Annotated in this window: 17 protein-coding genes; 4 read left to right on the forward strand and 13 right to left on the reverse strand. The window is 68.2% G+C overall.

The genetic code is table 11. The features are described from left to right. Nucleotides 1–54 precede the first annotated feature (54 nt). Both AC5FRZ_RS14725 and AC5FRZ_RS14730 read left to right on the forward strand, forming a co-directional pair. A complete protein-coding gene (locus AC5FRZ_RS14725; protein WP_493564959.1) occupies nucleotides 55–600 on the forward strand; it encodes a nitrous oxide reductase accessory protein NosL in 546 nt (181 codons plus the stop codon). 65 nt (nucleotides 601–665) lie between these two features. Beyond that, entirely contained in the window at nucleotides 666–1,196 is a 531-nt protein-coding gene (locus tag AC5FRZ_RS14730) for a winged helix-turn-helix transcriptional regulator (RefSeq protein ID WP_493564960.1), read from the forward strand. A 54-nt stretch (nucleotides 1,197–1,250) separates the two neighbouring features. Here AC5FRZ_RS14730 and AC5FRZ_RS14735 read toward each other — a convergent pair whose 3' ends face one another. The 10 genes from AC5FRZ_RS14735 to mutS form a co-directional block, all read right to left on the reverse strand. After that, entirely contained in the window at nucleotides 1,251–2,081 is an 831-nt protein-coding gene (locus tag AC5FRZ_RS14735) for a hypothetical protein (RefSeq protein WP_493564961.1), read from the reverse strand. Further along, a complete protein-coding gene (locus tag AC5FRZ_RS14740; RefSeq protein ID WP_493564962.1) occupies nucleotides 2,078–2,797 on the reverse strand; it encodes an ABC transporter ATP-binding protein in 720 nt (239 codons plus the stop codon). The genes AC5FRZ_RS14735 and AC5FRZ_RS14740 overlap by 4 nt, the downstream gene beginning before the upstream one ends. Next, nucleotides 2,794–4,710: a NosD domain-containing protein gene (locus AC5FRZ_RS14745; RefSeq protein WP_493564963.1), complete on the reverse strand. Its 1,917-nt coding sequence runs from the start codon at nucleotides 4,708–4,710 to the stop codon at nucleotides 2,794–2,796. The genes AC5FRZ_RS14740 and AC5FRZ_RS14745 overlap by 4 nt, the downstream gene beginning before the upstream one ends. 128 nt (nucleotides 4,711–4,838) lie before the next feature. Beyond that, nucleotides 4,839–5,165: a hypothetical protein gene (locus AC5FRZ_RS14750; protein WP_012807882.1), complete on the reverse strand. Its 327-nt coding sequence runs from the start codon at nucleotides 5,163–5,165 to the stop codon at nucleotides 4,839–4,841. Between the two features lie 160 nt (nucleotides 5,166–5,325). Further along, nucleotides 5,326–6,378, reverse strand: a complete 1,053-nt coding sequence (locus tag AC5FRZ_RS14755) for a PhoU domain-containing protein (protein ID WP_372480175.1) — start codon at nucleotides 6,376–6,378, stop codon at nucleotides 5,326–5,328. 4 nt (nucleotides 6,379–6,382) lie between these two features. Next, entirely contained in the window at nucleotides 6,383–7,291 is a 909-nt protein-coding gene (gene pstB / locus AC5FRZ_RS14760; RefSeq protein ID WP_493564964.1) for a phosphate ABC transporter ATP-binding protein PstB, read from the reverse strand. Then, nucleotides 7,284–8,891 carry a phosphate ABC transporter permease PstA gene (gene pstA / locus AC5FRZ_RS14765; protein ID WP_170092631.1) on the reverse strand — a complete coding sequence of 536 codons (1,608 nt, stop codon included), beginning with the start codon at nucleotides 8,889–8,891 and terminating at the stop codon, nucleotides 7,284–7,286. Before pstA ends, pstB begins: the two co-directional genes overlap by 8 nt. Then, nucleotides 8,888–9,979 carry a phosphate ABC transporter permease subunit PstC gene (gene pstC / locus AC5FRZ_RS14770; protein ID WP_493564965.1) on the reverse strand — a complete coding sequence of 364 codons (1,092 nt, stop codon included), beginning with the start codon at nucleotides 9,977–9,979 and terminating at the stop codon, nucleotides 8,888–8,890. Before pstC ends, pstA begins: the two co-directional genes overlap by 4 nt. A 37-nt stretch (nucleotides 9,980–10,016) precedes the next feature. After that, the gene (locus AC5FRZ_RS14775; protein WP_170092633.1) at nucleotides 10,017–11,186 is read right to left on the reverse strand and encodes a PstS family phosphate ABC transporter substrate-binding protein; all 1,170 of its coding nucleotides are present in this window, start codon (nucleotides 11,184–11,186) and stop codon (nucleotides 10,017–10,019) included. A 182-nt stretch (nucleotides 11,187–11,368) separates the two neighbouring features. Next, nucleotides 11,369–14,179, reverse strand: coding sequence for a DNA mismatch repair protein MutS (mutS, locus tag AC5FRZ_RS14780; protein ID WP_493564966.1), 2,811 nt, complete (start codon nucleotides 14,177–14,179; stop codon nucleotides 11,369–11,371). Nucleotides 14,180–14,429: 250 nt separating this feature from the next. On the opposite strand from mutS, the gene AC5FRZ_RS14785 reads away from it, so the two are divergent. Together AC5FRZ_RS14785 and AC5FRZ_RS14790 are read left to right on the forward strand one after the other, a co-directional pair. Beyond that, nucleotides 14,430–15,479, forward strand: a complete 1,050-nt coding sequence (locus tag AC5FRZ_RS14785; protein WP_493565090.1) for a sulfite exporter TauE/SafE family protein — start codon at nucleotides 14,430–14,432, stop codon at nucleotides 15,477–15,479. A gap of 134 nt (nucleotides 15,480–15,613) precedes the next feature. Continuing rightward, a complete protein-coding gene (locus AC5FRZ_RS14790; RefSeq protein ID WP_153554500.1) occupies nucleotides 15,614–15,949 on the forward strand; it encodes a thioredoxin family protein in 336 nt (111 codons plus the stop codon). A 34-nt stretch (nucleotides 15,950–15,983) separates the two neighbouring features. Here the strand turns inward: AC5FRZ_RS14790 and AC5FRZ_RS14795 are convergent, their stop codons facing one another. The 3 genes from AC5FRZ_RS14795 to AC5FRZ_RS14805 all read right to left on the reverse strand — a co-directional run bounded on the left by AC5FRZ_RS14795 (nucleotide 15,984) and on the right by AC5FRZ_RS14805 (nucleotide 17,178). Continuing rightward, nucleotides 15,984–16,643, reverse strand: a complete 660-nt coding sequence (locus AC5FRZ_RS14795) for a DsbA family oxidoreductase (RefSeq protein WP_493564967.1) — start codon at nucleotides 16,641–16,643, stop codon at nucleotides 15,984–15,986. Between the two features lie 58 nt (nucleotides 16,644–16,701). Next, nucleotides 16,702–16,881, reverse strand: coding sequence for a DUF7331 family protein (locus AC5FRZ_RS14800; protein WP_170092637.1), 180 nt, complete (start codon nucleotides 16,879–16,881; stop codon nucleotides 16,702–16,704). A 147-nt stretch (nucleotides 16,882–17,028) separates the two neighbouring features. After that, the gene (locus AC5FRZ_RS14805; protein WP_164731963.1) at nucleotides 17,029–17,178 is read right to left on the reverse strand and encodes a DUF7331 family protein; all 150 of its coding nucleotides are present in this window, start codon (nucleotides 17,176–17,178) and stop codon (nucleotides 17,029–17,031) included.

Below are 17,178 nucleotides of genomic sequence, written 5' to 3' on the forward strand. Positions count from 1 at the left end.
CGTTTCGAGAAACGCACCACGAGCGACTTGGTGGGCAGACGCGTACGGCGACGTATGGACGCAATCCTATCACGACGCGAGCTGCTCGGCGCGACGGCGCTGGGACTGCTCGCCGGCTGCCAGCGCCAGACGACGCCCGAGCCAGTGACACTGGACGGACCGGAGAGTTGCGACCAGTGTGGCATGGTGATCGGGCAGCAGTCGGGACCGGTCGGCGAGACGTACTACGAGGACAACAGCCCGGCGGGCCACGACCCACCGGCTCGGTTCTGTAGTAGCAGCTGTACCTACCGCCACCGCTTCCAGACCGAACAGCGTGGGTGGACGCCGACCGTCACGTATCTGACCGACTACAGCAGCGTCGACGGCGAGGTCCGCGAGACGGACGGCACTGCCGTCCTCTCCCGGCACCTCGACGCGTCGGCCTTCGCGCCGACGAGCGACCTGACCGTCGTCGTCGGGGCCGACGTGGAAGGCGCGATGGGGCCGGCGCTGGTCCCGTTCGGCGAGGCCGACGACGCCACCGCGTTCGCCGAGGAACACGGCGGCCAGACGGTCGCCGCGACGGACCTCTCCAGGGAGGCAGTCGAACGGGAGTGATCCCACGAATTGAGAACCGACGACAGGCAATTTATGGGCCGAGGCGTACGACGGGACGACACCGAATGTCGACAGTCAGAGAGCAGGTGCGCGAGTCCGTCTCCGCGAACCCCGGGATCCACTTCAACGAACTCACCCGCCGCCTCGACATCGCGACGGGGCAGGCCCAGTATCACCTCCGGAAGCTCGTCCGGGCCGGCGACATCGACACCGAGGAGATCCGGGGTCGAACGCACTACTTCGACCGGGAGTACGACCCCTGGGAACGGCGCGCGATCGCGCTGGTCCGCCGGGAGACGACGCGATCGATCGTCGGACACCTGCTGGAAGACGGCCCGCTGGCGTCGGTCGAACTGGTCGACCGCCTCGACGTGGCCCGCAGCACCGTCTCCTGGCACGTCGAGTCGCTGATCGAGGCCGGCGTCGCCGAGAAGTCCTACGGCCAGCGCGGCCAGGCGGTCGTCGCTCTGACGCGGCCGGCCGAGACCCGACGGCTGTTACAGACCGTCGAGCCCTCGCTGGCCGACCGGCTGGTCGATCGGTTCAGCCGACTCGTCGACGACAGCCTCGGTCGGGACGGACATAGTAACAATTGAAACGATTTACACACCGATCGCACTGCCGTCGTGCGATCGGGTGTGCATTGATTTTCAATGGCTACTATAGCGAAACCCCGCCCACAGCGCCGCCAGCGAGAGGCCACCAGCCCACCAGCACAGCGACGCGACGAGGGCGAGCCCGGTCGGGACGAAGCCGGAACGCCCCTCGAAGGCCACCGAGAGGACGTGTTCGAACACCAGCCCGCGGTACGCCCCCGAGGGCGTCAGGGCGAGGACGGCCCCGAGCGCGGACTCGTCGAGGAGACCGCCCCCGAGAGCGGTGAGGACGGTCACGTCGGTGCCGGCGACGACGAGGAGGAGCCCGAACAGGCCGAGCAAGATTGCCCGGCGGCGGGAGTTCGCGACCGCCGACAGCGCGAGCGCGACGGCGAGTGTGACCAGCCCCAGCAGCGCCGTCAGCGCGACGAAGCGGACGTACAGCGCCACCGAGTCGACGCCGCGGTGGGTCGCCAGCACCGTCGTCTCCGGACCCGCGGTCGTCGCGACGTGGGCTCCGAGAGCCAACAGCGGGACGACGACCACCGCGAGCAGCGCGACCGCTCGGCCCGCGTACACGCCCGCGACGTAGGTCCACGGCGAGAGCGGGTAGGTTTCCAGCACCGCCGGCTCGCCGCGGGCCGTCGCGTCGGCGAGGGCGCGATAGCCGATCGCGAAGGCGGCGGCGGGGACGAGCAGTTCGACGACGACCAGCAGGTCGACGACCGTCGTCACGTACCCGCCCGAGGGGCCGCCGCCAGCGCGGGCGACGCCGAACGCGAGCGCGGCGACGACGACCCCGAGGACGAACACGACACGCGTCCGAACCAGTCCCCGGACCTCGCGGCCGAAGACGGTCCAGAAGCGATCGAGCGGGCGGGTCACGACTCGCCACCCCCGCCGACCGCGGCCGTCGGCTCCGACAGCAGGTCGACAAACGTCTCGTGGAGCGGGCCGCCGGTCCGTTCGCACAGCGCGGCCGGCGACCCCCTCGTCGCGACGCCACCAGCTTCGACGACGACGACGTGGTCTGCCGTCCGCTCGACCAGCGAGAGCGCGTGCGAGGTGAGCAACACGGCCCGCCCGTCCGCCGCCAGCGAGTCGACCACGCGGAAGATCCGATCGCTCACGGCCGGATCGAGTCCGCTCGCGGGTTCGTCGAGCGCGAGGATCGGTGGATCGCCGGCGAGTGCCTGTGCGATCCCGAGCAGTCGCGTCATGCCACCGGAGAGCGCCGAGACCCGCCGATCCGGGACGGTGTCGAGCCCGACGCGTTCGAGCAGTCGGTCCGGGTCGTCCTCGACCAGCGCGGCGTAGAACGCGATCGTCTCCCTGACCGTGTCGTCGGGCCGGAACGTCGGGCGCTGCGGGAGATAGCCCACCTGTCGGCAGGCCTCGGACTCGCCGCAGTCGACGGTGCCCGCGTCGGCCTGTTCGATCCCCAGCAACACCTCCAGCAGCGTCGTCTTCCCCGAGCCGTTCGGGCCGATCAGCGCCGTCACGCTGTCGGTGGGCACGTCGATTGACACGCCGTCGAGAGCCGTCACGTCACCGTAGCTGCGACGGAGGTCCGTCGCCGTGAGCGCAACGTCGTCGGTCACGGCGAGACATCCCCGTCGGTCGTCTCGTTGGTCGCCGTCGCCAGGAGTCTCGGGTTGGCCGGCTCGGTCAGGGGGGCCGTGTCGACGATACTGGCCGACCTGAATCCGGGCGTCGTCCCCCGGAGAGAGCGGAGCGCGTGGACGCTGGGTGCCTCGCCCAGCACCACCGCGGCGTCGCTCCGGTGAAGCCGTCGATCGACCGCGTCCGTCGGCGAGTAGGGGCGCGACAGCGTCGGAGCGCCCCCGTCGAGGTCGTACGCGCCGCTCCAGTAGTTGCCACGACCGTCGTGCGTGTAGATGCGCATGGGACCGGGCCTGCTCGTGGCGTGGCGATCGTTGGCCACGAAGTCGTTCTCGACGACCCGGTTCGACGGGACGATCGTCGCCGCGATCACGCCGACCCCGTTGTCGGCGAGGACGTTGTGCTCGTACAGCGACCGACCGGCGTTCGTCGAGAGCCCCCGCTCGGTGCCGACGACGACGTTGTGGCCGACGTAGCTCCTCGAACCCGCGGTGAGGATGCCGCTTCTGGCACGGCGAACGTCGTTGCCGACGATCGCGTTGCCCGAGGGGTCCGTCATGACGACGATCCCCGCGTGGCGCTGGTCGCGCGCCCGGTTGTCGGCGACCAGTGTGTCGGAAGTGTACATCAGGTGCGTACCGAAGCGGTTGCGTCGGAACGTGTTGTTCCGGAGCACGGTCCCGTCGGCCCGGTGTAAGTAGACGCCGTCGCGCCCGTCGGTAAACGTCGAGTGCTGGACGACGATCGGCTCGTCCATTCCGACGACGCCCATGAACCCGTCGCGCCAGTCGTCGGTCCCGTCGACGGTGACGTTCTCGACGACCGCGCCGGGCGTCCCGACGAGGACGAACCCGCTGGCCGGCGTCTCGACGGAGACGTTCGCGACGAAGAGCCCGGAGACGTTCCTCGCCGCGAGGGCGGCGTCGCTCTGTCCGTATCCCTGGCGGACCGGCGCGTCCCACGACGAGTCGTCGTCCGTCGATTCGCCGACGGTCGCGTTCCCGACGCCGACGATCTCGAAGCCGACGACGCCGACCCGATCGGCGGTCACCCGGAGGACCGTCCCGTCGCCGCCGCCGTCGAGTCGGGTGCCCTCGCCCCGCAGCGTCACCGGCTTGTCGACGGTGACGTTGCCGACGGTGGTCGCCGTCGGGACCCTGATCGTCGTGTTCGGCGGTGCGCGGTCGATCGCGGCACGTACTGTCGCCACGTCGCGGCCGACGACGACCGAGACTGGCCGATCGCGGTGCTCGCGGGCGACCCCGACCCGCTCGTCGGCTCGCGACGCTCGCTGCTCGACCTGTGCCCGGACCGCCCCAGCGGGGTCGTCGGTCGGCGGCTCCCGAGCGCGGACCGTCTCCCAGTCGACGACGCGGCCGCCACAGTCATCGATAAAGCCCTCGGCGTCCGCGCGGTCCTCGAAGGGGACGATCACCGGCCCGGCGGGGCTGCGTGCGTCGCTGTCGACGACGTAGTGGGCGGTCTCGGCCGGCGTCCACGCCGGGGTGGCCGACGCCGAGAGCGAGCCACCGGCCGAGCAGTCCACCGAGACGCCGCCGTAGTCGGAGACGTACACCGCGAGAGGGTCGCCGAACTGACTCGCGCGGGCGGGCGCGTCCAGCGCACTCACCAGCCGGTCGACGCCGGAGTAGCCGACCACGTACCGAAACTGCGAGTAGAAGACTTCAGCGCGGGGGACGGAGGCCCCCTCCGCACGCGCGATCTGTTCGGCTTCCATCGTGAGGCCGACGCCGACCGTCTCGTCGTACGCGACCGGCTCGGGGCGGGCACTGCCGGCGTCGGCGGTGAACGCAGCGGTCACGACGACGGCGGCGACCGCGACGAGGGTGATCGCGAGCCACTGCCAGCCAGTCGTCTCGGAACTGCCCATGAACTAGCCACCGATACGACACCCAACGGCAAACGTCGTGTGGTGTGCCCGTCGAAACAGACGGGAGCCCGAGATCGACCAGTGGCCGGCAGGCGGCAGGGCGACGGTGTGGCGGGCCAGACCGGCGTTTACTCGCCGAGACGGGGACCCGGCTTCCAGGTGTTGCCTTCGAGCACGACCAGATCGTACCGTTCGAGGACCTGCATCGTCTCGACGACGGCCGCCGCGTCGTAGTCGGCGGCCATCTCGCCGGGCAGTTCGTCGGCGATGGCGCTCCGGGTGCCACCGCCCATGCGCTGGACCGTCTCCAGCAGCGTTTCGAGGTCGCTGGCAAGCGGGGCGAGCGCGTCCGGGCGACTCTCCTCGGATTTCAGCTTCGACACGACCTCTTCGTACCGGCCGGTGATCTCCATCGACACGGATACGTCCTCGTCAGTAGACTCGTCCTCTGACATACCCGAAGCGACGGGTAGATGGATCAAAAGTGTTTCCACACGCCGTCATATCGAAACAGGCCGGAGCTATTCGTTGCCACCATTCCACATTCGTCAGCCACTTGGCGGAATCGAAGTGCAGAGTGAGGCGGCGACGGCAGTGGCGTCTGCCCCAGACCGGTCAGCTGCCCGCGTCAGAGGCCGCGTCGACGGTGCTGCCCTCGCGTCGAGAGTGGACGGGGTCTCGAAGCTCCCCGCGGCGGACGGCACCACGGAGTCCGGCTTCGGCGATGTTCCCGCCGTGCTCGGCCGTCCGCCGGAGGCTGTCGAGGACGCGGACGAGTCTGTAGTCGCCGTCCGCACCGTCGACCAGTCGCCGCTCGATCGCGGTCGCTCGCTCTCTCACGTCGTCGCGACGGTCGAGCACGTCTCGGGCCGCCCCACCAGCCGTCTGATCGACGACGACGCCGACGGCGTCCTCGACGACCGTCCGGGCCTGTTTGGCGAGATCGGTGAGCGCGTCGACGGATTCGGCGGGTGGTGCGTCGAGGGCCGCCACCGTGGTCGCGATCCGCTCGGCGTGGTCCGCGACCCGTTCCAGTTCGCAGGCGGTCCGCCAGCAGTCGAGCAGTTCGGGGCGGCGCTGGCCCAGTGCGTCGACCTCGTCGAGGCGAGCGAGCGCGCGCCCGAAGTGGCGATCGACCATCGCGGCCAGCCGGTCGGACTGGTCGTCCCGATCGGCGATGTCCGGGCCGCCGTCGCCGGCCAGGGCCGCCGTCGCGTCGCGGTGCATCGAGAGGGCGACGAAAGAGAGCTGGCGGACGGACTGGGGGATCGACACCTCGGCGGCGTCGACGAGGCTCTGGACCGTGATCTGGGTCGCCGTGCGCTCGTCGATCGTCACCCCGGTCATCGTGCGGGTCACCGACTGGATCCGACGGGACTGTGCGTCGGTGAACTCGCCGGCAGCCTCGAATCTGACCGTCGACGCACCGGCGGCGTAGGCCGCCCGAAGCGTCTGTTCGAGGTGGACCGGGCGCTGGTCCTCGACGGCCACCTCGACGCGACCGGCCTCGTCGTCGGTCTCGCGGGCCTCGACGACGAGCAGGCCGTCGACGTGCGTGTGGAGGTCGACGACGGAGCCCGCTTCGAGTGACTGTTCCCGTGCCCACGACTTGGGGAGCGAGACGGTGTAGGTCCCGCCGCCGACCGTCTGGATCTTGCGGGAGTCCATCGGCTCACCCGAACTTGCCGGTGATGTAGTCTTCGACGCGCTGGCTCTCGGGGTTCTCGAAGATCGTGTCCGTGTCGTCGTACTCCACGAGGTGGCCGCCGGTGAGGAAGACGGCGGTCTGGTCGGAGATCCGAGCGGCCTGTTGCATGTTGTGGGTGACGACGACGACGGTGTACTCCTCGGCCAGGTCCTCGATGAGGTCCTCGATCTTCGCGGTGGCGATCGGGTCCAGCGCCGACGCCGGCTCGTCCATCAGCAGCACCTCCGGATCGGTCGCCAGCGCGCGAGCGATACAGAGACGCTGTTGTTGGCCGCCAGACAGTCCCAGCGCGTTGTCGTCGAGTCGGTCGTTGACTTCGTCCCACAGGGCCGCCTGTCTGAGCGTCCGTTCGACCAGTTCCGCCTCCTTCTCGGTGTCGTCGCGACCCAGGAGCCGCGCCATCAGTCCCTTGTTGATGTCGCCGTGTTTGCGCGGGCCGTAGGAGATGTTGTCCCGGATCGACTTGGGGAAGGGATTGGGTGCCTGAAACACCATCCCGACGCGCTTGCGAAGCTCGACGAGGTTGGTACCGTCTCGGTAGATCTCCTGGCCGTCCAGTTCGACCGAGCCGTCGACGCGCGCGGCGTCGACCCGGTCGTTCATGCGGTTGAGACAGCGCAGGAACGTCGACTTCCCGCAGCCGGACGGCCCGATCAGCGCCGTCACGCTCTCGTCGGGGATGTCCATCGAGACGCTCTGGAGGGCGTGCTCGTCACCGTAGTGGACGTCTAAGTCTTCGACCGACAGCTTCGCCTGCCCGGTGAAGTCGTACTCGCGCCACGCGGCGTCGATCCGCTCGTCGGACTCGCCGCTGGTCGTGGGCCGTTGCTCGCTCGATGCCTCGTCGTGGTGTTCGATTTCTGCGTTACTCATGGTGCAGTTTCCTCCGGAAGTACAGTCGACTGCCGACGCCGACGGCGTACAGCCCGATCACGACCAGCAGGAGGACCAGCGCCGTCCCCCAGCCGAACTGCTGGTTTGTGAAGATCTCCTTGGGGAACACGCCGGCAGTGATCGTCGAGTACAGCTGGTAGGGCAGCGCACTGGCCGGCGACAGCAGCGCCTCGTTGGTGACGAACGGCGGGTTGGGCGTCAGCGCGAACGATCCCAGCACGTTCGGCGTGTCGCTGGGGTAGGGGGGACCACCGAACACCAGCAGGAGCGGCGCGGTCTCGCCAGCGATCCGTCCGACGCCGAGGATGACGCCGGTGATCGTCCCGGGCATCGCGGCCGGCACGACGACGCTGCGGATCGTCTGCCACTTCGTCACGCCCAGGGCCGCACTGGCGTCTCGGTACTCGTCCGGGACCGCCAGGACGGCCTCGCGACTCGTGATGAGCACGAGCGGCAACAGCATGAACCCGAGCACCAACTGGCCGACGAGAATCGAGTTCCCGCCGCTGATACGTGGCACCAGGAAGGCCAGCCCGAACAGACCGAAGACGATACTCGGGGTCGACCACAGTCCGTTGGTCGCCACTTCGACGACCTGGGTGAAGCGACCGTGTTCGGCGTACTCGGTGAGAAAGACCGCGGCACCGACGCCGAGTGGGACCGCGAAGACGACGGCACCGAAGACGAGCCAGAGCGTGCCGATCGTCGCCGGCAACACGCCGGGAATCTCGACGAACAGCCCGCCGGTGACGTTCGTCGCGAACGGGAAGGCGGGCCACGGAATCGTCACGCCGACGAGGGGAATCGTCAGCTGACCGCCAAGCAGGCTCGCGCCGGTGAGCATCGTTTCGAGACCGTTGACGACGATGAAGCCGATCAACAGCCCGAGCACTGCGAGCATCCCGAAGACGACCGTCCCGATGAGCGCGAAGGCACCGGCCTGGCGGCCCTGCGCGCCGAAGCCGGCCTTCGCTTTGGCCCCGCTCCAGGCCGCGAGCAGGGAGCCGGCGATCACGACGGCGGGGATCAGTTCGCTGCCGGGGAAGCTGGCCGACGACCACGCCGGTGCCCAGACCCACGCCGCGTCGATCTGGCCCAGCACGACCGCGCCACCGAGCATGGCGAGCACGACGGCGACGGGGATCGTCGAGCCGATGTCTTCGCGGGTGATCGTCGCCGCGAGACTCCCGGCGGCACCGAACGCCACTGCCGCAGGAACCCACAGCACGGTCCCGGCACCGAGGAGTGTCGTCGCAAACAGCGCGCCCAGCACCGACCAGAGCACGCCAAAGACCGCGCCGACGGTGAACCCCGCCGTCGGGGACGGGGTGGTGTCGAGCCGATCGAGTCGGGACGCGACGCCGACGGCCACGAGACCGACGGCGGCGACGAGCAGCGCCACCCCGAGCAGGACGAGCACAGTGGCCCCTGCCACCGTCGTCGCCTCGTCGATCCACTGGAAGAGCACGCCCCAGGAGACGACGAAACCCGCGAAGCTCACCGCGAGGACGACGTTCGCGATCAGTTCGCTCGTCGTCGAGTCGCCGCTGTGCAGCGCAGTGTCGCGGACGGTACTCATCGTTCACCTCGGAGTTTCTGTCGCATCCGCCACTCGACGAACTGCGAGGAGACGCTGAGGAACATCACCATGACGAACAGGACGACGCCACCGGCGAACAGCGCGCTCATGTGGAGACCGCTGGCGTTGCCCCCCTCGAAGGCGATGACCGTCGTCAGCGTCTCGCCGTAGCCCGCGAACACGTCGAAGATCGGCGACGGGAACCCTTTCGTGTGTGAGAGCATCACCGTGGCCGCCATGGTCTCGCCCATGGCACGCCCGACGCCGAGCAAGATTGCCGCCGAGATGCCCGACAGCGCCGCGGGGATGGTGACGCTCTTGGTCGTCTGCCACTCGGTCGATCCCATCGCCAGCGAGCCGCTCTTCATCGACTCGGGGACCGTCGAGAGCGCGTCTTCCGCGACCGTGACGATGGTCGGCAACGCCATGATGCCGACCATCAGACCGGCCCCGAAGTAGTTCCCGATCGTCGGGGTGTTGAACTCCGCGTAGAGGTACTGATTGACGATCGTCAGTCCGATGAACCCGTAGGTGATCGAGGGGATCCCGGCCATCAGCTCGATGCCGGGCTTGACGAGTTCGCGAACGCGGGGCGGTGCCAGTTCGCTGACGAAGATCGCACCGGCGACGCCCAGCGGTGCCGCGACGATCGTCGCGATGACGGTGGTGAGTGCGGTCCCGACCATCATCGGCGTGAGCGACCAGACCGTCCCGCCGTCGCCACCCCAGAGGCGTGGGGGCGATTCGGTTCGGAAGAACAGGTCGAGTCCCATCTGTTGGAACACCGGCAGTGTCCGCAAGAGCAGGAAGGCGATGATCAGCGCCAGCACGCCGACGGTCGCGACGGTCGTGAGGAAGGTGAGCCCCTTCGCGGTCTCGGCCTGGTACCGAGCCCAGCCGTAGGCGGTCGTCGTCAGAAAGCCCACGAGCGGCAGGATCGTCCACGCTGAACCGACGAAAAAGAGCGCGAAGCCGACGGCGATCCAGCCGGCGACGAGTACGTGCAACGCGATCGCACCGTCTTCCGTTCGGGACCGGTAGTCTCGTGCCCGTTGTGAGAGCCCGGTGAGTGAGAGTCGTTGAAGCATTGGATCGTAGTATCCGGAAAGCCCAGGGTCCGCGACGCTATTCGTACTTCGAGGCTGCGACCTTCTCGCGCTGTGCTTCGAGGCGATCGTCTGGCAGCTTGAAGTAGTTGTTACCGGCGACGAAGATCTCCTGTCCGAAGTCGCTCAGGCAGAAGTTGATGAAGGCCGCTTCCTTCCGGGACGTGTCCTCGTAGGTGTACGCGTGGAGGTCCCGAGAGAGGGGGTACTCCTGGGCACCGAGGTTCTTGCCGTACTCGTAGACGGTGCCGTCGATCTCCAGGCCGATCGGCGGCGTCCCGCCGTCGGGCTCGACGAACGCCAGCGCGATGTAGGCGATGGCGTTGTCGGCCTGTCCGACGGCCTGCTGGAGCTGCTGGTTCTGACCGAACCGCTGGTCGGGACTGATCGGCTCGTCGGGGTCGCCGTAGACGTTGTTCCGGAAGGCGGTGTCGGTCCCCGACCCCTCTGCGCGACCGAGCGCGAGAATGTCCTTGTCCGGGCCGCCGACCTCGCTCCAGTTCGTGACCTCGCCCTTGTAGATGCCCCGCAGGTCGTCGATCGTGATCTGCTCGACGCCCGCCTCGGCGATCTCGGGGCTGACGACGATCGGCTGACCGTCGACGCCGACGACGTGGTCGACGAACCCGTCGAGCCCCTCGGCGTCCTCGCCGAGTTCGGACTCGGCCGAGGAACTCGCGTCGCCGATGTCGACGCGCCCCTCCATGACGCCCTCGATCCCGGTCCCGGAGTGGGAGAGGGCGATCGAGACGCGGAACGGTGGGCTGGATCGATCGCCGGTCGCTTCGAAGCCGTACTCCGAGGCGAAGTAGTCGGCGAGCCGCATGTCGGTGCCGTACTCCTCGGCCCAATCGGAGGGCCAGTAGTCCTCGTCGCCGGCCTCGGGGTTGGAGTTCCAGTAGCTCGCCGCGGTGTTCGTGATCGGGAACACCGTCGAGGAACCGTCACCCGTCAGGACGCTCGTGTCCATCCCACCGCCGCCGCTACTCTCCGAGCCGTCGGAGTCCATGGAGTTCGAGCCGTCACCGCTCGACCCCTCGCCGCCGGTGTCTCCGTCGGCGCTGTCGCCGTCGCCACTGCCTTCGCTCTCGCTGCACCCGGCCACAGCAGCGGCCCCAGCCGAGCCCGCCGCCGCGACGAATTTCCGCCGTGATACCAGATCAGACAGTCGCGCTGACTCGCGTGTCATCACCAGAAACCGGACGGAGGATTACTAAACTCGTTTATAATAGCGGTACTTGACGGTATGTTCGTTTCGGTGCGGTACGTACCGATACGATTCCAATAGAGCCCTATATATCGGTACGTACCACCGGGTCGTCGTCTCCGAGTTCGGGCGGCACGAACACGAGACAGCCCGCCCCGGCAGTATCAGTCCGCGATGTCGTCCTGGAGTCGGGCGAGCGCGTTCATCGCCTCGATGGGCGTCATCGTCGCCACGTCCAGCCGTGCCAGCCGCTCGCGGAGCGGATCGGCGTCGGGTCTGCTCTCGTCACTGGTCGCCGCCTCGACTGCGGCGTGGCCGTCGGTCGACGGCGACTCGCTCGCCGGGACCGACGGCTGGGACGCCGTGTCGTTTTCGGCGTCCGAGGACTCACTTCGCTCGTCCTCGCTACCCGCGTGTCGCGCTGCTCCCGCTCCCGTCTTCGAGGACTCACTTCGCTCGTCCTCGCTGCTCACGGGTCGTCCCTCCCCGCTCGCTCGTTCCGAGGGCTCACTTCGCTCGCCCTCGCCTGCCAACAACGTCCGGGATCGCTCGACCACCGAATCGGGCACGCCAGCCAGGGCCGCGACCTCGATCCCGTAGGACGCCGCGGCCGCGCCGGGAGCGACGCTGTGCTCGAAGACGACGCCGTCGCCGTCGTGGCGCGTCTCGAAGTGGCGGTTGTGGACGCCGGGCAGTTCGTCGGCGACGGCCGTCAGCTCGTGGTGGTGGGTGGCAAAGAGCGTGTAGGCCCCGATTTCGTCGTGGACGTGTTCGGTGACGGCGCGGGCGATGGCGAGCCCGTCGGCCGTCGAGGTCCCGCGGCCGACCTCGTCCAGCAGGATCAGCGAGTCGCTGGTCGCGCCCTGCAGGATGTCTGCGAGTTCGGTCATCTCGATCATGAACGTCGAGCGCCCGCCAGCGATGTCGTCGCTCGCGCCGACGCGGGTGAACACCCGGTCGACGATCGGCAGGCTCGCCTCGCGTGCGGGGACGAAGCTCCCGGCCTGTGCCAGCACGCAGAGGAGCGCGATCTGGCGCATGTAGGTGGACTTGCCGCTCATGTTGGGGCCGGTGAGGATCGTGAAAAACGCGTCCGGAGTGAGGCGGGCGTCGTTGGGAACGAACGACTCTTCGGCGCGCTCGACGACGGGGTGGCGGCCGGCCGTCACGTCGATGGCGTCCCCGCCGACGCTGGGTCGACAGTAGTCGTGGGTCGCCGCCACCTCGCCGAAGGCCACGAGCACGTCCAGCGTCGCAAGGCGGTCGGCCAGTGCCTGCACGCGCTCGGCCTCGGCCGCGATCGCCGCCCGGACCTCACAGAACAGTTCGTATTCGAGGTCGTCGGCGGCCGTCTCGGCGCGGACGATCTCCTCTTCGCGCTCCTTGAGCTCGGGCGTGACGAAGCGCTCCGAGTTTTTCAGCGTCTGGCGGCGCTCGTAGTCGTCGGGGACGCTGTCGAGGTTGGGGTCGGTCACCTCGATGTAGTAGCCGTGGACGGAGTTGTGCCCGACCTTCAGCGAGTCGATCCCGGTGCGTTCGCGCTCGTTGATCTCCAGGTCGTCGATCCACCGCTTGCCCGACTGCTCGGTCTCGCGCAGCGCGTCGAGGTCGTCGTCGTACCCCTCGCGGATCACGTCGCCCTCGGTGACTTCCTGTGGCGGGTCCGGACAGATCGCCGCCTCGATCTCCTCGCGCACGTCCGTCAGCGGGTCCAGCCCCTCGTAGAGGTCCGCGAGCAGGGCGCTGTCGGCGTCTGCCAGCTGCTCGCGCACGTCCGGCACGACGGCCAGCGTGGCGGCGAGCGAGCGCAGGTCTCGCGCGTTCGCCCGGCCGCGAGAGACGCGCGAGATCAGTCGTTCGAGGTCGTACACCGCCGTGAGCAGTTCGTGGAGTCGTTCGCGACGCTGGAGTCCCTCGACCAGCTCGGCGACCGCCTCGTGACGGCGCTCGATCCGGTCGGCGTCCAGCAGCGGGCGGCGCAGCCAGTCGCCCAGCCGTCGCCGGCCGAGCGCGCAGGCGGTCTCGTCGACGGTGTCGACCAGCGTGCGCCCCTCGTGGCCCCGCACCGCCCGGCGCTCGAACAGTTCGAGACTGTCGAGCGCGACCGCGTCGAGCAGCATGTACTCGCGAGGATCGTAGCGCGTGAGGTGTGTGAGATACGTCAGCTGCCCGCCGCCGTCGTCTGCGATTTCGTCGCTCGTGCCCGCACCGCCCCCGCGGGTGTACTCGGCGTACTCGAGCAGCGCGCCGCAGGCTCGCACCTCCAGGTCGTCGGCCAGCAGCGCGTCCGGATCGCCGAAGTACGTCCGCACCCGGTCGGCGGCGTCCGCGAAGGCGAACACCGACTCGTCGTACGGCGTCACCATCGCCGCGGTGTCGAAGACCCGATCCTCGTCCACGTCGACGCCGGGGCCGACGATCGCCTCCGCGGGTGCGAACCGGCCCACTTCGTCGGCGACGGCGTCGACGGCGTCGGCGCTGGTCGCGTAGAAGTCGCCCGTCGACACGTCGAGCAGCGCCAGCCCGTAGCGGCGGCCGTCGGCCGTCAGCGCGGCGACGTAGTTGTTGTCCGGTGAGTCCAACAGTTCGTCCTCGGTCAGGGTCCCCGGCGTGATGATCCGCGTCACCGCCCGGTCGACGACGCCGCTGACCGCGTCGGGGTCTTCGACCTGGTCCGCGATGGCGACGCGGTAGCCGGCGTCAAGCAGCGTCTCGACGTAGCTTTCGGCGTTGTCGATGGGGACCCCGGCCATCGCGTACTGCCCGGTCGAGTCCTCGCGCTTGGTCAGCGTGATCTCACAGAGCCGGGCGACTCGCTCGGCGGCACCGCAGAAGGCCTCGTAGAAGTCACCCACCTGAAACAGGACCAGCGAGTCGTCGTAGGCCCGACAGAGCTCGTAGTACTGGCGCATCATCGGCGTCAGCTCGTCGACCCGCTCGGCCATCTTCTCGGGAGGTCCCAGCGCCGCGTCCATATCCGGGAGGGAAGCCCTGCCCGCCCAAATATACTGCGGGTCGGCGGGACGGCTGTGGGCAGAGGGGGAGCTAGAGCAGTGGTTCGGCGACGAGGTCGACACCGGCGTCGCCAGTCGGGGCACTGGTGGAGTGCAAACAGCCACCAAGGCGATGTTCGACATTCAGTTTTTTAACTCCCTTTGCCACACGTAGGGCCATCTGCACGTGACTTCGACTCCGTCCGCGTCGGATTCACCGTACGCACGACTCGTGTCCGGCTTTCTCAAGAATCAACACTTCTTCGTGTTCACCGCACCAGTAGTGTTCGTCGCGTTGGTGTACCTGTTCGCGCCGACCAACGGGGCCGGCGGGAGCGGCTACTGGCTGGAGTACTGGTGGCTGTTCCCCTGCTTCCTGCTGGGCGCGACGATCGTCAACACGGTGGGGATCAGCGGCGCGGCGCTTTTCGTCCCGTTCCTGATCTTCCTCTTCCCGCTGGTCGCGTCGCCACTCGACGCCGCGACGATCGTCAAAGTCGGGCTCATCAGCGAATCGTTCGGCCTGTCCAGTTCCGCCGTCGCGTTCGTCGCTCACGGCCTCGTGGATCGGCGAGTCGGAACGGCCATCGTCGGTGGGGCGCTCCCGCTGGTGGTCGGCGGCGCGTTCCTCTCTTTCTTCCTCCCGGAGCCGGTCTTCCAGCTCATGCTGGGGGTCGTGTTGACGCTGTCGGCGTACCTCCTCTTCCAGCTCGACCTCTCGCATGGCCACACGGGAGACAGCGTCGAGACCGCTGCGGCGGACGGCGGCAGCGACCTGCCAAACGACGCCGACAAGCTGGGCCACGCGGGTGTGAGTACCGACGGTGACGGACAGGTCACCCGTGTCGACCGCAGCGGGACGACCTACCGCTACGATCGATCGGGCTACGCCGAGCGGTTCGGCACCTACGGCTTCGGCGGCGTCTTCCAGGGTGTCGCCGGCTTCGGCATCGGCGAAATCGGGATTGTCTCGATGCTGCGCTCGAAGATTCCCGTCCGCGTCGCCATCGGCACCAACCACATCGTCGTCGCCATCACGGCGGTCGCCGCCTCGCTGACCCACGTCTTCGGCGGCGGCGTCGTCGGCGCACACAGCATCGATCTGGCGACGACACCCTGGAACATGGTCGTCTTCACCGTCCCGGCGACGGTCACCGGCGGCCAGATCGCGCCCTACGTCACGTCGACGTTCAGCACGCGAACGCTGAAGCTGTTCGTCGCGGGGCTGTTCGTGTTGATCTCGGTCGCGCTGTATATCCTCGCGAGCCAGGGGCTGTTCTGACACGATCGGCAGCCATCTGGGACCGAGTGGCCGCCCCGCGGCGAGCATCGTCGCGGAGTGAGGCGTCAGTACGAGACGACGGCAGTGAGAGCCGCCAGGGACAACCGTATTCGTCTGGGCGACCAAAGACCGGCATGGCCACGGAAACACAGCCCCGTCCCCACCTGCTCGACTCGAAGCCGGCGCTCGACGACCTGATCGCCAGCGAGGAGCGACTGCTCGTGGAGTTTCACACGAAGGGCTGTTCGCTGTGCGAGGCGATGGCCCCGGTACTCGACGCGGTCGCGAAGGGGACCGACGCGACGGTCGCGACGATGAATCCCCGCGACGATCCCGTCCTCGTCGACGAGTACGACGTGCGGTCGGTGCCGAAGCTGTTGCTGTTCGTGGACGGCGAACTCGTCGAGACGCTCGAAGACGGGTTCGTCCCGGTCGAAGACGTGCGCGCGTTCGTCACCGAAACCGAATGACGCGCGGAGAGCAAAGAGTCGACAGGGAGCGCGATCAGGTCCCGTCGACGAGCCGTTCGAGCTGTTCCGGAGGGACCGCACCGCGGGCAGCGTAGCCGTCGTAGACGAACGTCGGGACGCCAGTGATCCCCTCGCGCTGGGCCTCGGTAAAGCGCGTGGTGACCGCCTCGCGGAGCGTCTCGTCGTCGAGCGCGGCGCGGATCTCGTCGCCGTCCAGACCCGCGCGTTCTGCGAGGGCTGCCAGCACGTCCGGATCGCCGATGTCGCGGTCCTCCTGCCACAGCGCCGTGAAGATGCTCGTGTCGAAGTCGAGCCACGTCTCGTAGTCGGCCGTCGTCTTGACGTGGTAGGAGGCGACCTGGGCCGACAGCGAGTCCACCTCGCTGGCCAGATCGAGGCTCATCTCGACGTCGTACTCCGCTTGCAGGCGGCGGACGTTCTCCTTTGCCTGCTCGTAGTAGTCGTCGTCTTTGCCGTCGTCGACGGAGTGGTCGATCGAGCCGTCGGGGTTTCGTTTGTTGTGGCGCAGGTCGAACGGCCGCCAGTCGATCCGCAACTGCTCGTCGCGGTCCGCCTGGAACTGTCTGAGCGATTCGCGACCGAGATAACAGAACGGACAGACGTAGTCGGAGTAGACCACGATCTCGTCGGTCGCCGTCGACTCCGGCCGGTCAGCGGCGTCGGTGTCGGTCATCCGAACCACGTTTTGCAGTCCGGACGGAAGAGCGTTGGCCGGTCGTGTGTCCGCGGTATCAAGCCGAGGAGGTGTCCTCGCCCACCTCGACGGCGTAGTCCGACTGGATCCAGGCCGCCGAGTTGGTCCGATCGTAGACGATGGTGTCGCCGTCGTCGGTCGTGAACGCACCGAACTGTTCGTCGGCGCTGGGTTCGTCGTCGGTTGCCACGTCGGAGGGAGTGTCTGGTTCGGTCATCGGTTGAAATACGGTATCAGTTCACAATGGAATGGTGGACATAAGCCTTTCCCGAGTGCGATAAGGAATAGTAATACCATACTAGGACTCGGTGCTGTCGGAGAGACAAAAAAAGCCGCGCACGCCGTGGACGCGTGCGATCGACGGCTACTGCCCACTCAGGTCCAGTGCGAAGTCCGACTGGATCCAGGCGTCCGGATTCTCGCGGTCGTAGACCACGAAGTTCCCGTCGCCCGTCACGAACGTCCCGTACTTGTCGCTCTGTTCCCCACCTGTTCGATCGACTGTGCGTGTCAT

This window comes from Halomicrobium sp. HArcht1-1 (genome assembly GCF_058933285.1).

What these genes read in the sequence shown, in the direction of transcription:
- AC5FRZ_RS14725 (WP_493564959.1), top strand. Translation starts at nt 55, where the DNA reads ATGGACGCAATCCTATCACGACGCGAGCTGCTCGGCGCGACGGCGCTG.
- AC5FRZ_RS14730 (WP_493564960.1), top strand. Translation starts at nt 666, where the DNA reads ATGTCGACAGTCAGAGAGCAGGTGCGCGAGTCCGTCTCCGCGAACCCC.
- AC5FRZ_RS14745 (WP_493564963.1), bottom strand. Translation starts at nt 4,710, where the DNA reads ATGGGCAGTTCCGAGACGACTGGCTGGCAGTGGCTCGCGATCACCCTC.
- AC5FRZ_RS14750 (WP_012807882.1), bottom strand. Translation starts at nt 5,165, where the DNA reads ATGTCAGAGGACGAGTCTACTGACGAGGACGTATCCGTGTCGATGGAG.
- AC5FRZ_RS14755 (WP_372480175.1), bottom strand. Translation starts at nt 6,378, where the DNA reads ATGGACTCCCGCAAGATCCAGACGGTCGGCGGCGGGACCTACACCGTC.
- pstB (WP_493564964.1), bottom strand. Translation starts at nt 7,291, where the DNA reads ATGAGTAACGCAGAAATCGAACACCACGACGAGGCATCGAGCGAGCAA.
- pstA (WP_170092631.1), bottom strand. Translation starts at nt 8,891, where the DNA reads ATGAGTACCGTCCGCGACACTGCGCTGCACAGCGGCGACTCGACGACG.
- pstC (WP_493564965.1), bottom strand. Translation starts at nt 9,979, where the DNA reads ATGCTTCAACGACTCTCACTCACCGGGCTCTCACAACGGGCACGAGAC.
- AC5FRZ_RS14775 (WP_170092633.1), bottom strand. Translation starts at nt 11,186, where the DNA reads ATGACACGCGAGTCAGCGCGACTGTCTGATCTGGTATCACGGCGGAAA.
- mutS (WP_493564966.1), bottom strand. Translation starts at nt 14,179, where the DNA reads ATGGACGCGGCGCTGGGACCTCCCGAGAAGATGGCCGAGCGGGTCGAC.
- AC5FRZ_RS14790 (WP_153554500.1), top strand. Translation starts at nt 15,614, where the DNA reads ATGGCCACGGAAACACAGCCCCGTCCCCACCTGCTCGACTCGAAGCCG.
- AC5FRZ_RS14795 (WP_493564967.1), bottom strand. Translation starts at nt 16,643, where the DNA reads ATGACCGACACCGACGCCGCTGACCGGCCGGAGTCGACGGCGACCGAC.
- AC5FRZ_RS14800 (WP_170092637.1), bottom strand. Translation starts at nt 16,881, where the DNA reads ATGACCGAACCAGACACTCCCTCCGACGTGGCAACCGACGACGAACCC.
- AC5FRZ_RS14805 (WP_164731963.1), bottom strand. Translation starts at nt 17,178, where the DNA reads ATGACACGCACAGTCGATCGAACAGGTGGGGAACAGAGCGACAAGTAC.